Source organism: Parabacteroides sp. AF17-3, assembly GCF_003635445.1.
GTDB classification, from domain to species: domain Bacteria; phylum Bacteroidota; class Bacteroidia; order Bacteroidales; family Tannerellaceae; genus Parabacteroides; species Parabacteroides goldsteinii.
This window is the reverse complement of the sequence record NZ_QTMM01000017.1, coordinates 192,223-205,915: the sequence shown is the minus strand read 5'-3', so window position 1 is coordinate 205,915 and position 13,693 is coordinate 192,223. Positions and strand designations below refer to the sequence as shown.

Here is a 13,693-nt window from a genome sequence, read left to right as displayed (position 1 = left end):
ATATATATCAAACGAATCACTTATACTGTAACCGGGCTGAGTTCGATACAAGTATATACAGAAAACGAAGGAAGGAAAAAGGTATCTATACATAACCTTAAAAAACTCAGGATTACTAAATATTTTTCTTCCCATATTTAAAAATATAACTAAAACCAATCCCTATTTCTATAGGAGTCGATGTTTTCAGTTTCTTATCAAATTCAACAATTCCTGATTTATAATAATCCAACGTGCTATATCCCAACCAAGCGGCTATAGAAAAAGAACGACCTACCGGATACTGATAACCAGCCTTTATTACATATTCGAATTCGTGATGAATAGATTGCCCCTTATTTGCCAAACGATCGAAATTCCAATTCAGTCGGTTGTAAGCAAATTTATTTTCAATAAAGATATAATGGGAACGATCAATTTTTTCTTCGTATTTAATTGGCAAATAAAACTTCGGAGAGATATGAAGAGAAAAAAAAGAACCTTTATAGACTAAATTATCCCCTCTTAATCCTCCCAACCCAACTCGCTGTGTAAAACCACCTCCACCAAAACCAGCATTAACCCCAAAGAAAGGGACAAAATCAAATTCATATCCGATATCAGCGGCAATAACTCCAGGATTACCTATTTGGCTCAATGTGTAATGCCAACCGAATAAATATTTGAAACCGGCATTAATCTTCTGTCCTTCCTGAGCATAAGATACGACAACAGGCAATAGCAATAATAAAACCAGTATCTTCTTCATATTATTCTTTCGTTTAAGACAATACAAATATAGAAAGAGCCCCCTAATCAAACCGTTACCACATTGCCATCTACTGTTATTTAGTGTTACCACCGGAATGAACGAAGACAAATCAAGTTATATTTGTAATATGAAATTACAAATGCGTCTTATACTGATCTTCGTTTCCTTATCGGTCCTGGGAATATTCTTTTTCCAGGGATATTGGTTATGGAATAGTTATAACATAGAAAAACAACAAATCAGAAGAATTATCAACGAAACACTTCAGCAAGCAATTAATGAAGATCTGACAGAGCGGATGGAAAAAATGAAAAACGACACGACACCCGGTGCACCTCACGGCCAAGTGGAGTTCAGTTTTTCTATGGACAGTACTTCCCATACAGCCTCCCAACAGACACCCCGGAAATATTATTCCCGTACCCGGCTCCAATTATCCAATGAAACCGACAGCACCGTTTTTCAGGCTTATAAACCGGAAAACACCCCCATGATGAGAATGGCATTCAAAGGAATCTGGCAAGCTATTAACGGGATTTCTCCTGTAAACATTGAAAAAACCGACAGCCTATGGTCAACCTTTCTCAGTGCAGAAGGTATATACAACCGTCATTTTATCGACTTTACACTAGGCACAGACACTCTTCTGGCTTCTTCTTTACCGGACAACCAGAATCCAACCAATTTGCTTGCCACCCAAAAAATAGGCGTTAACAGTGACGATAGTATCGGCATGCAAGGATTTATCATTGCACCCGGAGAGACAGTACTCAAGCGGATGGGGCCATTGTTTCTCGCCTCATTCTTTCTGATTATCATTACGACAACTTGTTATATCTACCTGATACGAACCATTTTACACCAGAAAACGATCGCCCAGATAAAAAATGATTTTGTCAACAACATGACCCATGAACTGAAGACTCCGATCACCATTACTTACTCAGCTATCGACGCTTTGCAAACATTCAATTTCGTCGAACAAAAAGAGACACGGGAGGAATATTTCACACTTTGCCGCCAACAATTAAAGCATCTTTCCGGTCTGGTTGAAAAGATACTTAGCATGGCTGTCGACGAGCGCAAAAACTTCCGGCTGCAAAAAGAGACTTTCCGGATAAAACCGGTCATAGATAATCTGGCACAACAGCTTACGCTAAAAACAGATAAACCTGTTTCTTTTCAGATCGTCTGTGAACCTGAGGAACTGACGATATATGCCGATAAACTGCATTTCACCAATGTAATCAGCAATATGCTCGATAATTCAATCAAGTACTCCGGAAAAAGCGTACTAATCTCCATTCGGATAAACCGAATAGAGAAAGGGACTCAAATCGACCTGACAGATAACGGTATAGGCATCCCTACCGTTCAACTAAACCGCATATTCGAACGTTTCTATCGTGTCCCCAAGGGGAATATACATGACGTGAAAGGTTTCGGACTCGGACTCAGCTATGTCAAAGACATCATAGAGCGGCATAACGGGACTATTACCGTTGAAAGCAAAGAAAAAGAAGGAAGTACATTTACTATTATAATACCGGAAAAGAAATGATACATGTATTATTGGCCGAAGATGAAATAGCATTAGCTAAAATAATCAAAGACAGCTTGGAAAGCCGCCGGAAATTCCAAATTACAATTGCGGCAAACGGCAATGAAGCAATGTCTTTATATCACCGCTCAAAACCGGATATCCTGGTATTGGATGTGATGATGCCTCAAATGGATGGATTCACGCTTGCCAAAATGATCCGTCAAACCGACACACAGACACCGATCTTATTCCTTACCGCACGCTCATCGGTCGATGACCTGGTAACCGGTTTTCACCTGGGAGGAAATGATTATCTGAAAAAGCCGTTCGACATGGAAGAATTGATCGTTCGCATCCTCGCCCTATTGAACCGTCCGATAATCATAGAAGAAGAAAAACGACCGGAAGTTTTCAGCATCGGTCAATATACGTTCGATTACCCCCGTCAGACGTTACAGATAAGCGACCAAACAGAAACATTATCGCATCGGGAAGCCGAGATTCTACGCATGCTCTGCCAACATACGAATGATGTATTGCACCGTAAACCGGTTTTACTGGAGTTATGGGGAGACGATTCCTTTTTCAATGCCCGCAGCATGGATGTTTTTATCACCAAGCTACGTAAAAAATTAAAAGCCGATCCCTCGGTTCAGATTGTGAACATCCGGGGGATCGGCTATAAACTGATCATATAGTAAAATCAAATAAACAATTCCGGTTCGCGACGTGCGCTGAAGTTTTTATGAAGCATAGCCGTATAGGGAGTATCGAAAGTACGGGCCCCTTCCGGACATTCTTTTACGCAGGCACAGCATTTAATACAAAGCGACGGATCACTGAACATACGATCATCGACAATCGATATCGCCGCAACAGGGCATACATCGATACAATACTCACATTGTGTACACAAATCCTCATCCGTCACAGGAGCCTGTGGAGTGGAAGGACCTTTTACTTTGTACGGGAAATTTCCTTTTACCTCCAACGGCTGTAAATCCGTCAACGTCGATACGTTATCCAACTTTTTCAGAATTTCGCTACCGAATTCGGATGCTTTCAACAAATCGTCCTTATCCGGCCGACCGGCGGCAATAGGCATATCTTTCCGACTGTATGAATGCTCACCGATAAAGGCACCGGCACTCACCGGCACGAATCCCTGAGCGGAAAGCGCATCGCTTAACTCCTTTAAAGCGTCTTCGTAATCGCGGTTTCCGTAGACTACGACAGGAATAACCGGAGTTGCGTTTCCTTTAAACATACGGATGCGCTCCATAGCCGTCTCCGCAACGCGGCCTCCATATACAGGAACCGCAACGATTACCAGTTCATTTCCTCCCATCGAAAGCGGTTCCTTCAATCCTTCATGGGTAATATCCGATTCGGACAAAGTATCCGCTTCCAACGCTTCGGCAATTGCATAAGCTATTTTTGCAGAAGTATGCGTCGGAGAGAAATAAATCAAATGTATATTCTGATATTGCATGATCGTTTACTTTAAAGATGCACCAATCTTATCCATCAATCCGGCAAACTCCTCTTCGGTATATCCCTTGCCGGCATACATCACTTTTCCGTCTTTACCTATCAGATAAGTACGGGGAATCAGGTTCTTTGCAAATGCCCCGAAGATGGCACGGTTCTTATCCGGATACAACGGGAAGGTGAAACCTTTTTTCTCATTATACTTTGCCAACTCGGCATCTGTATGTTCACGTCCAATCACCAACATCTGAAAGTTTTTATTATCCTTAAACTTCGGCCACAACTTCTGCTGTACTTCCGCCAGTTCTTTCTGACAGGGAGGACACCAGGTTGCAAAGAAATTTATCAGCACTACTTTCCCTTTCAGGGAAGCAGACGAGATTTGTTTACCATCGTCGGAAACGATCGTGAATGCAGGCATCTGGTCGCCCACTTTTATAATATCACCATCGTTCTGAGCACGGGCTACAAACGCGAAAATTGCAAGCAGGACGGTTAAGAGGTACTTCTTCATAGGCTTTATTTTATTCTTTGGGCAACATCGTAACCGGCTTTCAGGGCTTTCAGGTTCATCTCAACCACTTCTTCCCCTTTACGACCGAAGATACGACGGATACCATCTTCTATTTTATTATACTCAATTCCAATAAAAGGAGCAGCAGCACCCAACATCACGATATTGGCGGCACGGGCCGTAGCGACTTCCTTAGCTATAGCTTCCACATCCAGGATAACCTTATGCGGCAATTTATCCAGCTCTTCGTTTACTTTCTCCATATCCGGATAATTAGGGATATTGACAAACGGCTGTGAATTAGTCACCAACCAACCATCTTCTTTCAGATAAGGAAGATAACGGAGACTTTCCATCGGTTCCAGGGAAATGATCAGGTCGGCATGTCCCTTCGGAATCAGGTCGGACGCGATCGGCTGGTCAGACAAACGCAGGTTCGACTGTACGTCGCCACCACGCTGGCTCATTCCGTGAACTTCCGCCTGCTTCATATACAAACCTTCTTTCAAAGCGGCTTCTCCAATAACGGCGGCAATAGAGAGGATACCTTGTCCTCCTACACCTGACAATATAATATCTGCTCTCATTTCTTGCTTGCTTTTTTCTTTCTTGTTAATGTCTGGATACATTCACGACGCGGGATCAGGACAGATACGCCTTTGTATTCGATCTCTTCGCGGATGATCTGTTTCATTTCTTCGTAATTCTTCTTCAACGGGATCATAACACGGATATGAGCGGGATCAACACCGATACCTGCACAGATAGCTTCCAGGCGTCCTGTTCCGGCTGAATCCTGTCCGCCGGTCATAGCCGTTGTTTCATTATCGGAAATCACGATTGTGATGTTTGTATCCTCATTGACACAATCCAGCAAACCGGTCATACCGGAATGCGTGAAAGTAGAATCACCAATTACCGATACGGCCGGGAATACACCGGCATCAGAAGCCCCTTTCGCCATTGTAATGGAAGCCCCCATATCGATACAAGAGTCGATTGCACGGAACGGAGGCAAAGCTCCCAATGTGTAACAACCGATATCGCCGAATACTTTCGGGTCTTTATATTCAGCCAGCACCTCATTCAATGCTTCATACACGTCGCGGTGACCGCAACCCTGGCATAATGCAGGCGGACGCTGTTCCACAACTTCGGGGATAGCATAGTAACTGGTAATATCTTTGCCTAAAGCCTTGCCTACAGCATCCGGAGTCAACTCGCCGTCACGCTGTAAAGTCCCGTCCAAACGGCCGTGAACAGTTATCCCTTTACCCAGGAAACCTTTCAATTGCTCTTCCACAACCGGATAGCCTTCTTCAAGCACCAGAATTTCCTTACATTCGCCTGTAATCTTTTCCACCAACTTACGTGGCAACGGATATTGAGTAATCTTCAATACCGGATATTCGAACCCGTCAGGATAATTCTCCGACAGATAGTTGAATGCAATACCGGTGGTAATGATACCCATCTCTTTGTTGGGAGCATCGAAATACTGGTTATACTTTGAACTTTCAGCCGCTTCGGTAAACCCTTTCTGCGCTTCCAGCAATACTTTGAAACGTTTGCGTGCCAAAGCCGGAAGCAAGATAAAACGCTGACGGCCGTCAGGCGGACAACTCATCGTATTTTCTTCCTTGATCGGACGCGTTACCACACCGGCACGAGAGTGCGCCATACGGGTAGTAATACGCATCAGGATCGGATAACCCAATTTTTCCGATAGCTCGAAACCTTCATACACCATATCATATGCTTCCTGCTGGCTGGATGGTTCCAGCATCGGGATCATAGCAAAATTTCCATATACACGGTTATCCTGCTCGTTCTGTGATGAGTGCATGGAAGGGTCGTCGGCCGTAATAATAATCATACCACCGTTGATACCGCTCATTCCGGCATTCATAAAGCAGTCTGCCGCCACATTCAGTCCGACATGTTTCATACAGCAAAGCGAACGCTTTCCGGCATAACTCATACCTAAAGCTGCCTCCATTGCTGTTTTTTCATTCGTACTCCAACGGCTGTGTATTCCCCGTTCTTTCGCTACTGCCGAGCCTTGTATATACTCGGTAATTTCAGTAGAAGGGGTACCCGGATAGGCATAAACACCGGAAATACCGGCATCGATCGCAGCCTGTGCGATAGCCTCATCCCCCAAGAATAGTTGTTTTTCCATGTATATTTGTTTTCTTAAATTGATTTTTATGTTATACCAACAGCCAAAGATACAGCTTTTACCATAAACAAAAAGCAAAAAGCCTACCGAATCTTTCTCCTGTTCAGTTCAGCCCGGTAACGGTTTGCATTGCGATTATGCTCTGCCAGCGTTGCCGCAAAATTATGCCGGCCCGAAAAATCTTCTTTGGCGCACATATAAAGATAATTATGCTTCATATAATTCAAAACGCTGTCCATCCCCTTGATAGTCGGGACACGCAGCGGTCCGGGCGGCAACCCGGCATATTTATATGTATTATATGGAGAATCTATTTCCAGATGTTCGAACAGGATACGTTGCAAGGTAAAATCACCCACTGCAAATTTGACGGTAGGATCGGCTTGTAACGGTATGCCACGATGCAGACGATTCAGATACAAACCAGCCACAATCGGATATTCATCCGCCGCAGCCGTTTCTTCCTCTACGATAGAGGCCAGGATGGCGACTTCCGCAGGTGTCAGATCAATCGCTTTTGCCTTCTCCAGACGTGCTTCCGTCCAGAAGGCTTTATATTCACGATTCATACGCTGCATCAGTTTTTCTGCGGGAATATTCCAATAGACCTCATAGGTGTTCGGAATAAACATGGAGAGGATTGTTTCGGTAGTAAATCCCAGCGAATCGCAATAAGCCGAATCGTTCAGCAAGACAAGCAGGTCATCTTTATCCAGCATCAACTGTTCGTCCAACCGTTCCACCAGATCATCTTTAAAGCGGATATTATTAAAGGTAAGACGGGTTGCCACCTGATGACCGCGCCGCAGATCGTTCAACAGTTCCAAGTTGCTCATTCCCGGCGATACCGCATATCGGCCGGTCTTCATATTTCCCTGGTATTGCAGGAATCCGGCCAACTGTTTAAAACTTCCGATACGATTGCAGCCGGCCGAATCAATCAACTGACGGCAAAGTTCGCCGAAATCCTTGTCTTTTCCTATATACAGATAAACCGTTTCTTTGGGAGTAAAGTTAGGCGCCCATGCCAGACGGTATCCCCAGAAACCTGTGCCCGCCAGCAAAAAGACTAAAAATACGACAATCCCAATTAGTATATTACGCTTCCCCTGTTTTTTCTTATTCATTTTTTCCTCCAATAAAATACTGATTATCAGAACAGGTCACAAAAGTAATACCTTTTTCCGAAAAAATAGATGCAAAATCCTTTGTTTATTTAAAAACATCCGCCTATCTTTGCAGCGCAATTCTAAGGAAGAAGCACAGAACACATGGAAGTGTGGGTGAGTGGCTGAAACCACCAGTTTGCTAAACTGACGTACTCGTAAGGGTACCGGGGGTTCGAATCCCCCCGCTTCCGCTCCAAAGGCTGTTAGTCGAAAGATTGACAGCCTTTGTTGTTTTACCCCCTAAAACGAACCTGCCATTGAGGAAAATTTCATCACATTTCCCCAATTCCACATCCCCATTCTACAGTCTGGCACAATCACGAATACGCAATACTATTTGATTATCAACACACAAGCAATCATACCATCCGTTTGGCACACGAATTGAATTACATTAAGCGTATTAGTAATAAAAGATTGTTGAATTAAAAAAATTAAGATCATGAAAAAGGTATTAGTAGTAATGGCAATGGTTATGGGTGTTGGTTGTATGAGTGCTATCGCAGCAGAAACAAGTGTTGATTCAGTAGCTTGCTGTCAGTCTACTCAGGATGAGTACACAAAGGTTGAAGTGGCAGATGTTCCCGAAGTAGTGAAAACAGCAGTTGAAAAAGCCTATGCAGGCCAGACCATCAAAGAAGCCTCTGTAGCAGAAAAAGACGGAGCCAAGACTTATAAACTTGTTATCGCTACAGCCGAAGGTACGGAAAGCACAGTTACCTTCAATGACAAAGGCGAAGAAGTAAAATAAAATTTAATAACAACAGTTATGTCGGTTAAGACAAACGTCCGGATGTCCCCAGGGAAGTCCGGACGTTTTGTTGTTTTTAGCTCTCATGTTTTTCAGCCCATTCAAATATAACCGGACTCTGCACATCCACACCGAACTCCGCCGCTTTTTGCAGGATACGGTAAGCCAGCAACGGCTTCTTATCCTCGGGTGCATATCTGAAATAAGATTCGGCAGCCCTTACATGGGCCGCATCGGGCATAGGAAACTCACGGGTTTCCGGAAGGCCAAAATCAGAGGAAGGAAGTTCCTTGCGTTCTTCTGTCGTCAACTTGTCACTAAACCTGTTTACCATAATCATTTATTTTGATTGTTCATTATAACCCACTCAACAACCAAAAAGCTCATTTCTATTGCCTGATTTAGCAATTATTCTATTAAAACAGGGAATCAATCCTCTTTCTTCAGCAAGATGATATCCAGAATGGAACTGACTGTATCCGCTTTTTTGACCACCATCAGATGATCGCCTCCCTCAACGGGAAAAACATTTTCAAGCCGGTCATAAGGAAAGATCTGATCGGCCGTGCCATGAATATGATAAAGGTGTTCGCTCTTATTGTCCGGTACCCAGTCAGTGATCTGTTCTACCGCCCATTTGATATATATGGGATCGGTAACAGTCATATACTCTGCCAGGTCGAAATTGGAGGCATTATATACCAGGCGGTTAAAGGCATTGGTAATAAAGTCGGTCGACGAGAAAAGCCGTTTAGGCATAAACTCCATCAGGTTGACTTTCCTGACTGCCTGGAAAAGAATAGGGATTTCCCTTTTGCTTTTAAAGGAAGAAATGATAACGCACTTCTCCGGTTTCAGAAAAAGTGTCATCTCCTGCATGATAACGGCACCAAAAGAATAACCGATCAGGATAAACGGGCGCGAGGTGTCGATCGTCTTTGCCATCTTATGGGCATACTCCGACAATGATTCGTCGGGGCTGGGAATAAACCATTCAATATAGGCTTTTTTATACCCCTTCGGAAGCCGCAGTTTGTCAAAGACCTTACAGTTATAGCACATCCCGGAAATAAAATAGACAGTAATATCCTCCGCCTCCTTTTTCCAAAGCCAGTTTACCAACGATGACAAACGTCTCCACAGTCCGGGTGATTGCACTTTACTTCCTTCCATATATCATTTTTACTTTATAAGCATAAAGATAGTGGTTTTGTTCAAATGATCATCTATCGGCTTTCAGCTGACGTAATAATTCGGAAGGAGTGCAGCCAAACTGCTGCTTGCAGAAACGTGTAAAATGAGTCGCCGAGTTAAACTTATACAACCGCATAACATCACTCAGCGTATTTCCCGGTTCGGCCAGTTTGAAACGCACATGTTTTGCTTTTTGTTTCAATAACCATTGATGGGGAGAGATTCCGAACTCTTCCTTGAACTTATTATTAAAATTCGTACGTCCCATACCGGCTATTTTTGCCAACCCGTCCACCTGGTCCACCTTCAGATAATTTTCAAGTATGAGGGAACGGAAATCCAGCGATTTTCCAACGATAGGATGAAATAAATAAGCCAACTCTTCTTTTCGATAAAATCCCCGAAACAGCAAAAACAGCTCCATCGACTTTATCTCATGCAAATGCTTGCAGTTCATCTTCGACTCCAGGTATTCTATGATAGTCTCCAGGAATAAACGTAAAGGCGGATATATAACAGTCGGCTGATAATCATACTCGATCTCACGACTAAGGGGAGCCAGCGATTGAAGTTCCAGTTTATTGCAAGCACCGGGGAAACGGTCAAACGTAAATATAACAAGGTTGGAATCAGATAATATCTTACAGAAAAAATCAGAAGACTTCGGGATCAATATAAACTCATCCGACCGGATGATTCTGTTTCTTTGCTCATTACAACAAATAACAGCTTCACCTTCCAGGAAAAAGATCAGATGATGGCAATCCTTGTCCTGCTCTTTCAGTTCACTCTCCTCTCTTACTATACGATGTTTAAATCCAACTAAAATATCCGGAGAATAATCTTTACAAGATATATGCTCTTCCAAATAAAGTAACTTTTTCATTACATCCCCCATTTTTAATTCCGACATTAGTGTTTCCTCATATTTACCTTTACAACGGTATCGCATTCAGTCGGTTATTCACTCACTATACAAAAGGCTCATTTCACAATTTGAAACAAATGTATAACTTTTTCCGGTTAAACAACTCACATATCCATCGTTAATGTTTACATATCTGCTACGGAAATACGGCGAGGCTATTATTGTCCGGCGCTTTCCGAAAATAAAAAAGTGCAGTTCCTGCATATACTACAAAAACAGCACTTTATCAATTACTTATCAGAAAATTAAGTTACTCAATCCTGCCTACCATTCCGGAAGGATCCACCCATTCATCGAACTCTTCGGCCGTAAGCAACCCGGAATCAACGGCTGCCTGCTTCAACGATTTGTTTTCACGAAATGCTTTCTGGGCAATCGAAGCTGCTTTATAATAACCGATCTTCGGATTGAGTGCCGTCACCAACATCAAGGAGTCGTCCAGATGTTTCTTTATAGTCTCTTTTACCGGCTGGATACCGACAGCACAATGGTCGTTGAAACTCCGGCAACCATCACCAATCAGCCGCGCGCTGTGCAGAAAATTATAAATAATCATCGGCTTGTACACATTCAACTCAAACTGCCCCGACGCACCGCCTACGGAGATCGCCACATCGTTCCCCATGACCTGCGCTGCAATCATGGTGAGAGCTTCGCACTGGGTCGGGTTCACTTTCCCCGGCATGATAGACGAGCCCGGCTCATTTTCCGGCAAACGGATTTCACCGATTCCCGCACGCGGACCGGAACCCAGCATACGGATATCGTTAGCTATCTTCATCAGGCTGACTGCGACGACTTTTAACGCACCGTGCGTTTCAACGATCGCATCATGGGTTGCCAGCGCCTCGAATTTATTGGGTGCCGTGACAAACGGCAGACCGGTCAGTTCTGATATTTTCTTTGCCACCTTCTCCCCATAGTTTTCCGGAGTGTTGATACCGGTACCGACAGCCGTACCTCCCAGCGCCAGTTCCGCCAGATGCGGCAACGTATTCTTTATCGACTGGATGCCGTATTCCAGTTGGGCGGCATACCCGCTGAACTCCTGCCCCAAAGTCAAAGGAGTCGCATCCATAAAATGAGTACGCCCGATCTTGACGATCGGCATGAACTCCCGGCTTTTCATGACAAGGGTACGGTGCAACAACTCCAGAGACGGAATCGTGTTCTCCCGAAGCATCTTATAAGCGGCGATGTGCATAGCCGACGGGAACGTATCATTAGACGACTGCGATTTATTCACATCGTCGTTAGCCATCAGGACCTTTACCTCATCGGTCAGTTTTCCGCCATTCAGGACATGTGCACGGTTGGCAATCACTTCATTCACATTCATATTGGTCTGCGTACCGCTACCAGTCTGCCAGACCACCAGGGGAAACGCCTCATCCAGGCGGCCCGCCAGTATCTCATCGCAGACACGTACTATCAGATCGCACTTTTCCGCCGACAGCACACCTGCATCCTTATTGGCCAGCGCAGCTCCTTTTTTGAGGTAGGCAAAGGCATAAATAATCTCTTTGGGCATACGGTTTATATCTTGTGCAATCTCAAAGTTTTCGATACTACGTTGCGTCTGCGCTCCGTAATAAGCATCCACGGGAACCCTGACGATTCCCATGGTATCTTTTTCTATTCGACATTCCATAACTTCTTCTTATTCGTTTTTCTTATAAAACCATTCAGATTATGAATTGTTTACGATTACAACCGGTATGTCTTTTTATATACACACTTCATGTACCAATAAGATAAGACGAAGAGAGACAGGACATAAATATGTTCCGTCGTCCAATACACAGCGAGAGGGAGATTCGGGGTTGCGGACAATACATACAGGTATATCACATAGAAAACCGTCGTAACCACTTCAAAAAGGAAAGCCGTACGGGTCCTTCCGGTTCCGGTAACGGCATTGCAATAAATATGAGCCGGAACCGAAAAGAGGTAATTAGCCAGCATGACCGTAAAAGGCCAGAAGGCAATCCGGATCAACTCCTCATTCTTCGTATAAACGCCCAACACCGCATCGGAGAAAAAGAAGGTCAGCACAATCAAAGGAAGTCCTACAAAATAACCCAGGCAAACCATTTTACGGCACAAAGGCATCACCTTTGCGTATTCGCCTGCCCCTATCAGATTGCTGACCAACGATCCCGTTGTTGTCGAGAATGAGCAGACGATCACAAAAAAGACCGTCGATATGCTCCGGATGATATTGGCTACAGCCAGTATGTTTTCTCCCAGATGTTCAATCATCACGAAAAAAAAGAACCAGGGAGCCACACTGATAAAAGCATGCATCATACTCCACACGGAGAGATGAAGCAAACGGAGCAACAACCGCCCGTCATACACAGGCCGCAAGCCATACTGACGTTTGTCTACCTCCCGGAAGATATAGACAAGAAAGACGATTAAAAAAGACAATTCAGACAAGGTCGAAGCCAGAGCGGCGCCGGAAATACCCAACCGTGGAAACCCTGCATGACCGAATATCAACAGGTAATTCAGTAGGATATTGGTCGTCACCATAACCACGGCCCCAACAGTCAACACCCTGGTTTTGATAATCCCGACAAAGAAAGAACGGAAAGCCAGTGCCGGGAAAGTAAACAGAAGCCCGAATGTCCGCCAGTCGAGATAATCCATTACGGCACCATAGACCTCATCCGAAGTGACCAATCCGGATAAAATAACCGGTGCAATCCATTTGGATAACAGGAACAGGAAAACCGCCAGCACTACCAGGAAAAACAATCCCTGAAAAAACACCTTTCCCGTTTCATCGTATTTCTGTTCGCCGTTACGGCGTGCCACCATAACCTGCAATCCGAGGCTAAAACCAAAACCCAGCATATAAAGAATCAGGTAATACATGCCGGCCAGGGCAGAAGCGCCCAGTTCAACCTCCCCGTAATGCCCCAGAAATATAGCGTCGGTAATATTAATCAGTTGTTCCATTAAAATGCTCATCATCACGGGATAGTTGATGAGCCAGATCTGTTTGTATGTGAAATTCATAATTCAACTTAATATATAGCGTCGGCATACGTTCCCGCTAGAGAACATACCGCGACCATGAATACTAAAAAATAGATAGATTGTACCCTGTATAAAAAAGGATAGCGAAAGTCAGGCAAAACAGTTTTTGCCTTATGTCCGGG

The 13,693-nt window shown here is 44.1% G+C and carries 14 protein-coding genes and 1 tRNA gene; 4 read left to right on the top strand and 11 right to left on the bottom strand.

The window, feature by feature from the left end; all coding sequences use genetic code 11:
* Window positions 1-115: 115 nt before the first annotated feature.
* On the bottom strand, window positions 116-748 hold the full coding sequence (locus DWW91_RS21790) for a hypothetical protein (protein WP_010800531.1): 633 nt from the start codon (window positions 746-748) through the stop codon (window positions 116-118).
* A gap of 130 nt (window positions 749-878) precedes the next feature.
* Between DWW91_RS21790 and DWW91_RS21785 the strand changes: the two genes are divergently transcribed.
* Both DWW91_RS21785 and DWW91_RS21780 read left to right on the top strand, forming a co-directional pair.
* Window positions 879-2,312, top strand: a complete 1,434-nt coding sequence (locus DWW91_RS21785) for a sensor histidine kinase KdpD (RefSeq protein ID WP_224264373.1) — start codon at window positions 879-881, stop codon at window positions 2,310-2,312.
* Window positions 2,309-2,992 carry a response regulator transcription factor gene (locus tag DWW91_RS21780; RefSeq protein WP_046146335.1) on the top strand — a complete coding sequence of 228 codons (684 nt, stop codon included), beginning with the start codon at window positions 2,309-2,311 and terminating at the stop codon, window positions 2,990-2,992. Before DWW91_RS21785 ends, DWW91_RS21780 begins: the two co-directional genes overlap by 4 nt.
* Before the next feature lie 5 nt (window positions 2,993-2,997).
* On the opposite strand, the gene DWW91_RS21775 is transcribed toward DWW91_RS21780, so the two are convergent.
* From DWW91_RS21775 to mltG, 5 genes are all read right to left on the bottom strand, one after another.
* Window positions 2,998-3,786 (bottom strand): 4Fe-4S binding protein, encoded by a 789-nt coding sequence (locus DWW91_RS21775; protein ID WP_009859486.1) that lies wholly within the window; start codon window positions 3,784-3,786, stop codon window positions 2,998-3,000.
* A 6-nt stretch (window positions 3,787-3,792) separates the two neighbouring features.
* Window positions 3,793-4,299, bottom strand: a complete 507-nt coding sequence (locus DWW91_RS21770) for a peroxiredoxin (protein ID WP_009859487.1) — start codon at window positions 4,297-4,299, stop codon at window positions 3,793-3,795.
* Window positions 4,300-4,304: 5 nt separating this feature from the next.
* Complete coding sequence (locus DWW91_RS21765; protein WP_009859488.1) at window positions 4,305-4,886, bottom strand: indolepyruvate oxidoreductase subunit beta; 582 nt, start codon at window positions 4,884-4,886, stop codon at window positions 4,305-4,307.
* Window positions 4,883-6,481, bottom strand: coding sequence for a thiamine pyrophosphate-dependent enzyme (locus DWW91_RS21760; protein ID WP_046146333.1), 1,599 nt, complete (start codon window positions 6,479-6,481; stop codon window positions 4,883-4,885). Before DWW91_RS21760 ends, DWW91_RS21765 begins: the two co-directional genes overlap by 4 nt.
* 83 nt (window positions 6,482-6,564) lie before the next feature.
* Window positions 6,565-7,608 (bottom strand): endolytic transglycosylase MltG, encoded by a 1,044-nt coding sequence (gene mltG, locus DWW91_RS21755; protein WP_009859490.1) that lies wholly within the window; start codon window positions 7,606-7,608, stop codon window positions 6,565-6,567.
* Window positions 7,609-7,754: 146 nt separating this feature from the next.
* On the opposite strand from mltG, the gene DWW91_RS21750 reads away from it, so the two are divergent.
* Window positions 7,755-7,841: transfer RNA gene (locus DWW91_RS21750), tRNA-Ser, on the top strand.
* 251 nt (window positions 7,842-8,092) lie between these two features.
* Complete coding sequence (locus DWW91_RS21745) at window positions 8,093-8,401, top strand: hypothetical protein (RefSeq protein ID WP_010800535.1); 309 nt, start codon at window positions 8,093-8,095, stop codon at window positions 8,399-8,401.
* Window positions 8,402-8,477: 76 nt separating this feature from the next.
* Here DWW91_RS21745 and DWW91_RS21740 read toward each other — a convergent pair whose 3' ends face one another.
* The 5 genes from DWW91_RS21740 to DWW91_RS21720 all read right to left on the bottom strand — a co-directional run bounded on the left by DWW91_RS21740 (window position 8,478) and on the right by DWW91_RS21720 (window position 13,550).
* Window positions 8,478-8,735, bottom strand: coding sequence for a hypothetical protein (locus DWW91_RS21740; RefSeq protein WP_009859492.1), 258 nt, complete (start codon window positions 8,733-8,735; stop codon window positions 8,478-8,480).
* 95 nt (window positions 8,736-8,830) lie between these two features.
* Window positions 8,831-9,574, bottom strand: coding sequence for an alpha/beta hydrolase (locus DWW91_RS21735; RefSeq protein ID WP_122328893.1), 744 nt, complete (start codon window positions 9,572-9,574; stop codon window positions 8,831-8,833).
* Between the two features lie 49 nt (window positions 9,575-9,623).
* A complete protein-coding gene (locus DWW91_RS21730; RefSeq protein ID WP_224264370.1) occupies window positions 9,624-10,481 on the bottom strand; it encodes a helix-turn-helix transcriptional regulator in 858 nt (285 codons plus the stop codon).
* 292 nt (window positions 10,482-10,773) lie between these two features.
* On the bottom strand, window positions 10,774-12,174 hold the full coding sequence (gene fumC / locus DWW91_RS21725) for a class II fumarate hydratase (RefSeq protein WP_122328892.1): 1,401 nt from the start codon (window positions 12,172-12,174) through the stop codon (window positions 10,774-10,776).
* 56 nt (window positions 12,175-12,230) lie between these two features.
* Window positions 12,231-13,550 (bottom strand): MATE family efflux transporter, encoded by a 1,320-nt coding sequence (locus DWW91_RS21720; protein WP_122328891.1) that lies wholly within the window; start codon window positions 13,548-13,550, stop codon window positions 12,231-12,233.
* Between the last annotated feature and the right edge of the window lie 143 nt (window positions 13,551-13,693).

Coding starts and splice junctions, on each gene's coding strand:
- DWW91_RS21790 (WP_010800531.1), bottom strand. CDS start 748: ATGAAGAAGATACTGGTTTTATTATTGCTATTGCCTGTTGTCGTATCT.
- DWW91_RS21785 (WP_224264373.1), top strand. CDS start 879: ATGAAATTACAAATGCGTCTTATACTGATCTTCGTTTCCTTATCGGTC.
- DWW91_RS21780 (WP_046146335.1), top strand. CDS start 2,309: ATGATACATGTATTATTGGCCGAAGATGAAATAGCATTAGCTAAAATA.
- DWW91_RS21775 (WP_009859486.1), bottom strand. CDS start 3,786: ATGCAATATCAGAATATACATTTGATTTATTTCTCTCCGACGCATACT.
- DWW91_RS21770 (WP_009859487.1), bottom strand. CDS start 4,299: ATGAAGAAGTACCTCTTAACCGTCCTGCTTGCAATTTTCGCGTTTGTA.
- DWW91_RS21765 (WP_009859488.1), bottom strand. CDS start 4,886: ATGAGAGCAGATATTATATTGTCAGGTGTAGGAGGACAAGGTATCCTC.
- DWW91_RS21760 (WP_046146333.1), bottom strand. CDS start 6,481: ATGGAAAAACAACTATTCTTGGGGGATGAGGCTATCGCACAGGCTGCG.
- mltG (WP_009859490.1), bottom strand. CDS start 7,608: ATGAATAAGAAAAAACAGGGGAAGCGTAATATACTAATTGGGATTGTC.
- DWW91_RS21745 (WP_010800535.1), top strand. CDS start 8,093: ATGAAAAAGGTATTAGTAGTAATGGCAATGGTTATGGGTGTTGGTTGT.
- DWW91_RS21740 (WP_009859492.1), bottom strand. CDS start 8,735: ATGGTAAACAGGTTTAGTGACAAGTTGACGACAGAAGAACGCAAGGAA.
- DWW91_RS21735 (WP_122328893.1), bottom strand. CDS start 9,574: ATGGAAGGAAGTAAAGTGCAATCACCCGGACTGTGGAGACGTTTGTCA.
- DWW91_RS21730 (WP_224264370.1), bottom strand. CDS start 10,481: ATGAAAAAGTTACTTTATTTGGAAGAGCATATATCTTGTAAAGATTAT.
- fumC (WP_122328892.1), bottom strand. CDS start 12,174: ATGGAATGTCGAATAGAAAAAGATACCATGGGAATCGTCAGGGTTCCC.
- DWW91_RS21720 (WP_122328891.1), bottom strand. CDS start 13,550: ATGAATTTCACATACAAACAGATCTGGCTCATCAACTATCCCGTGATG.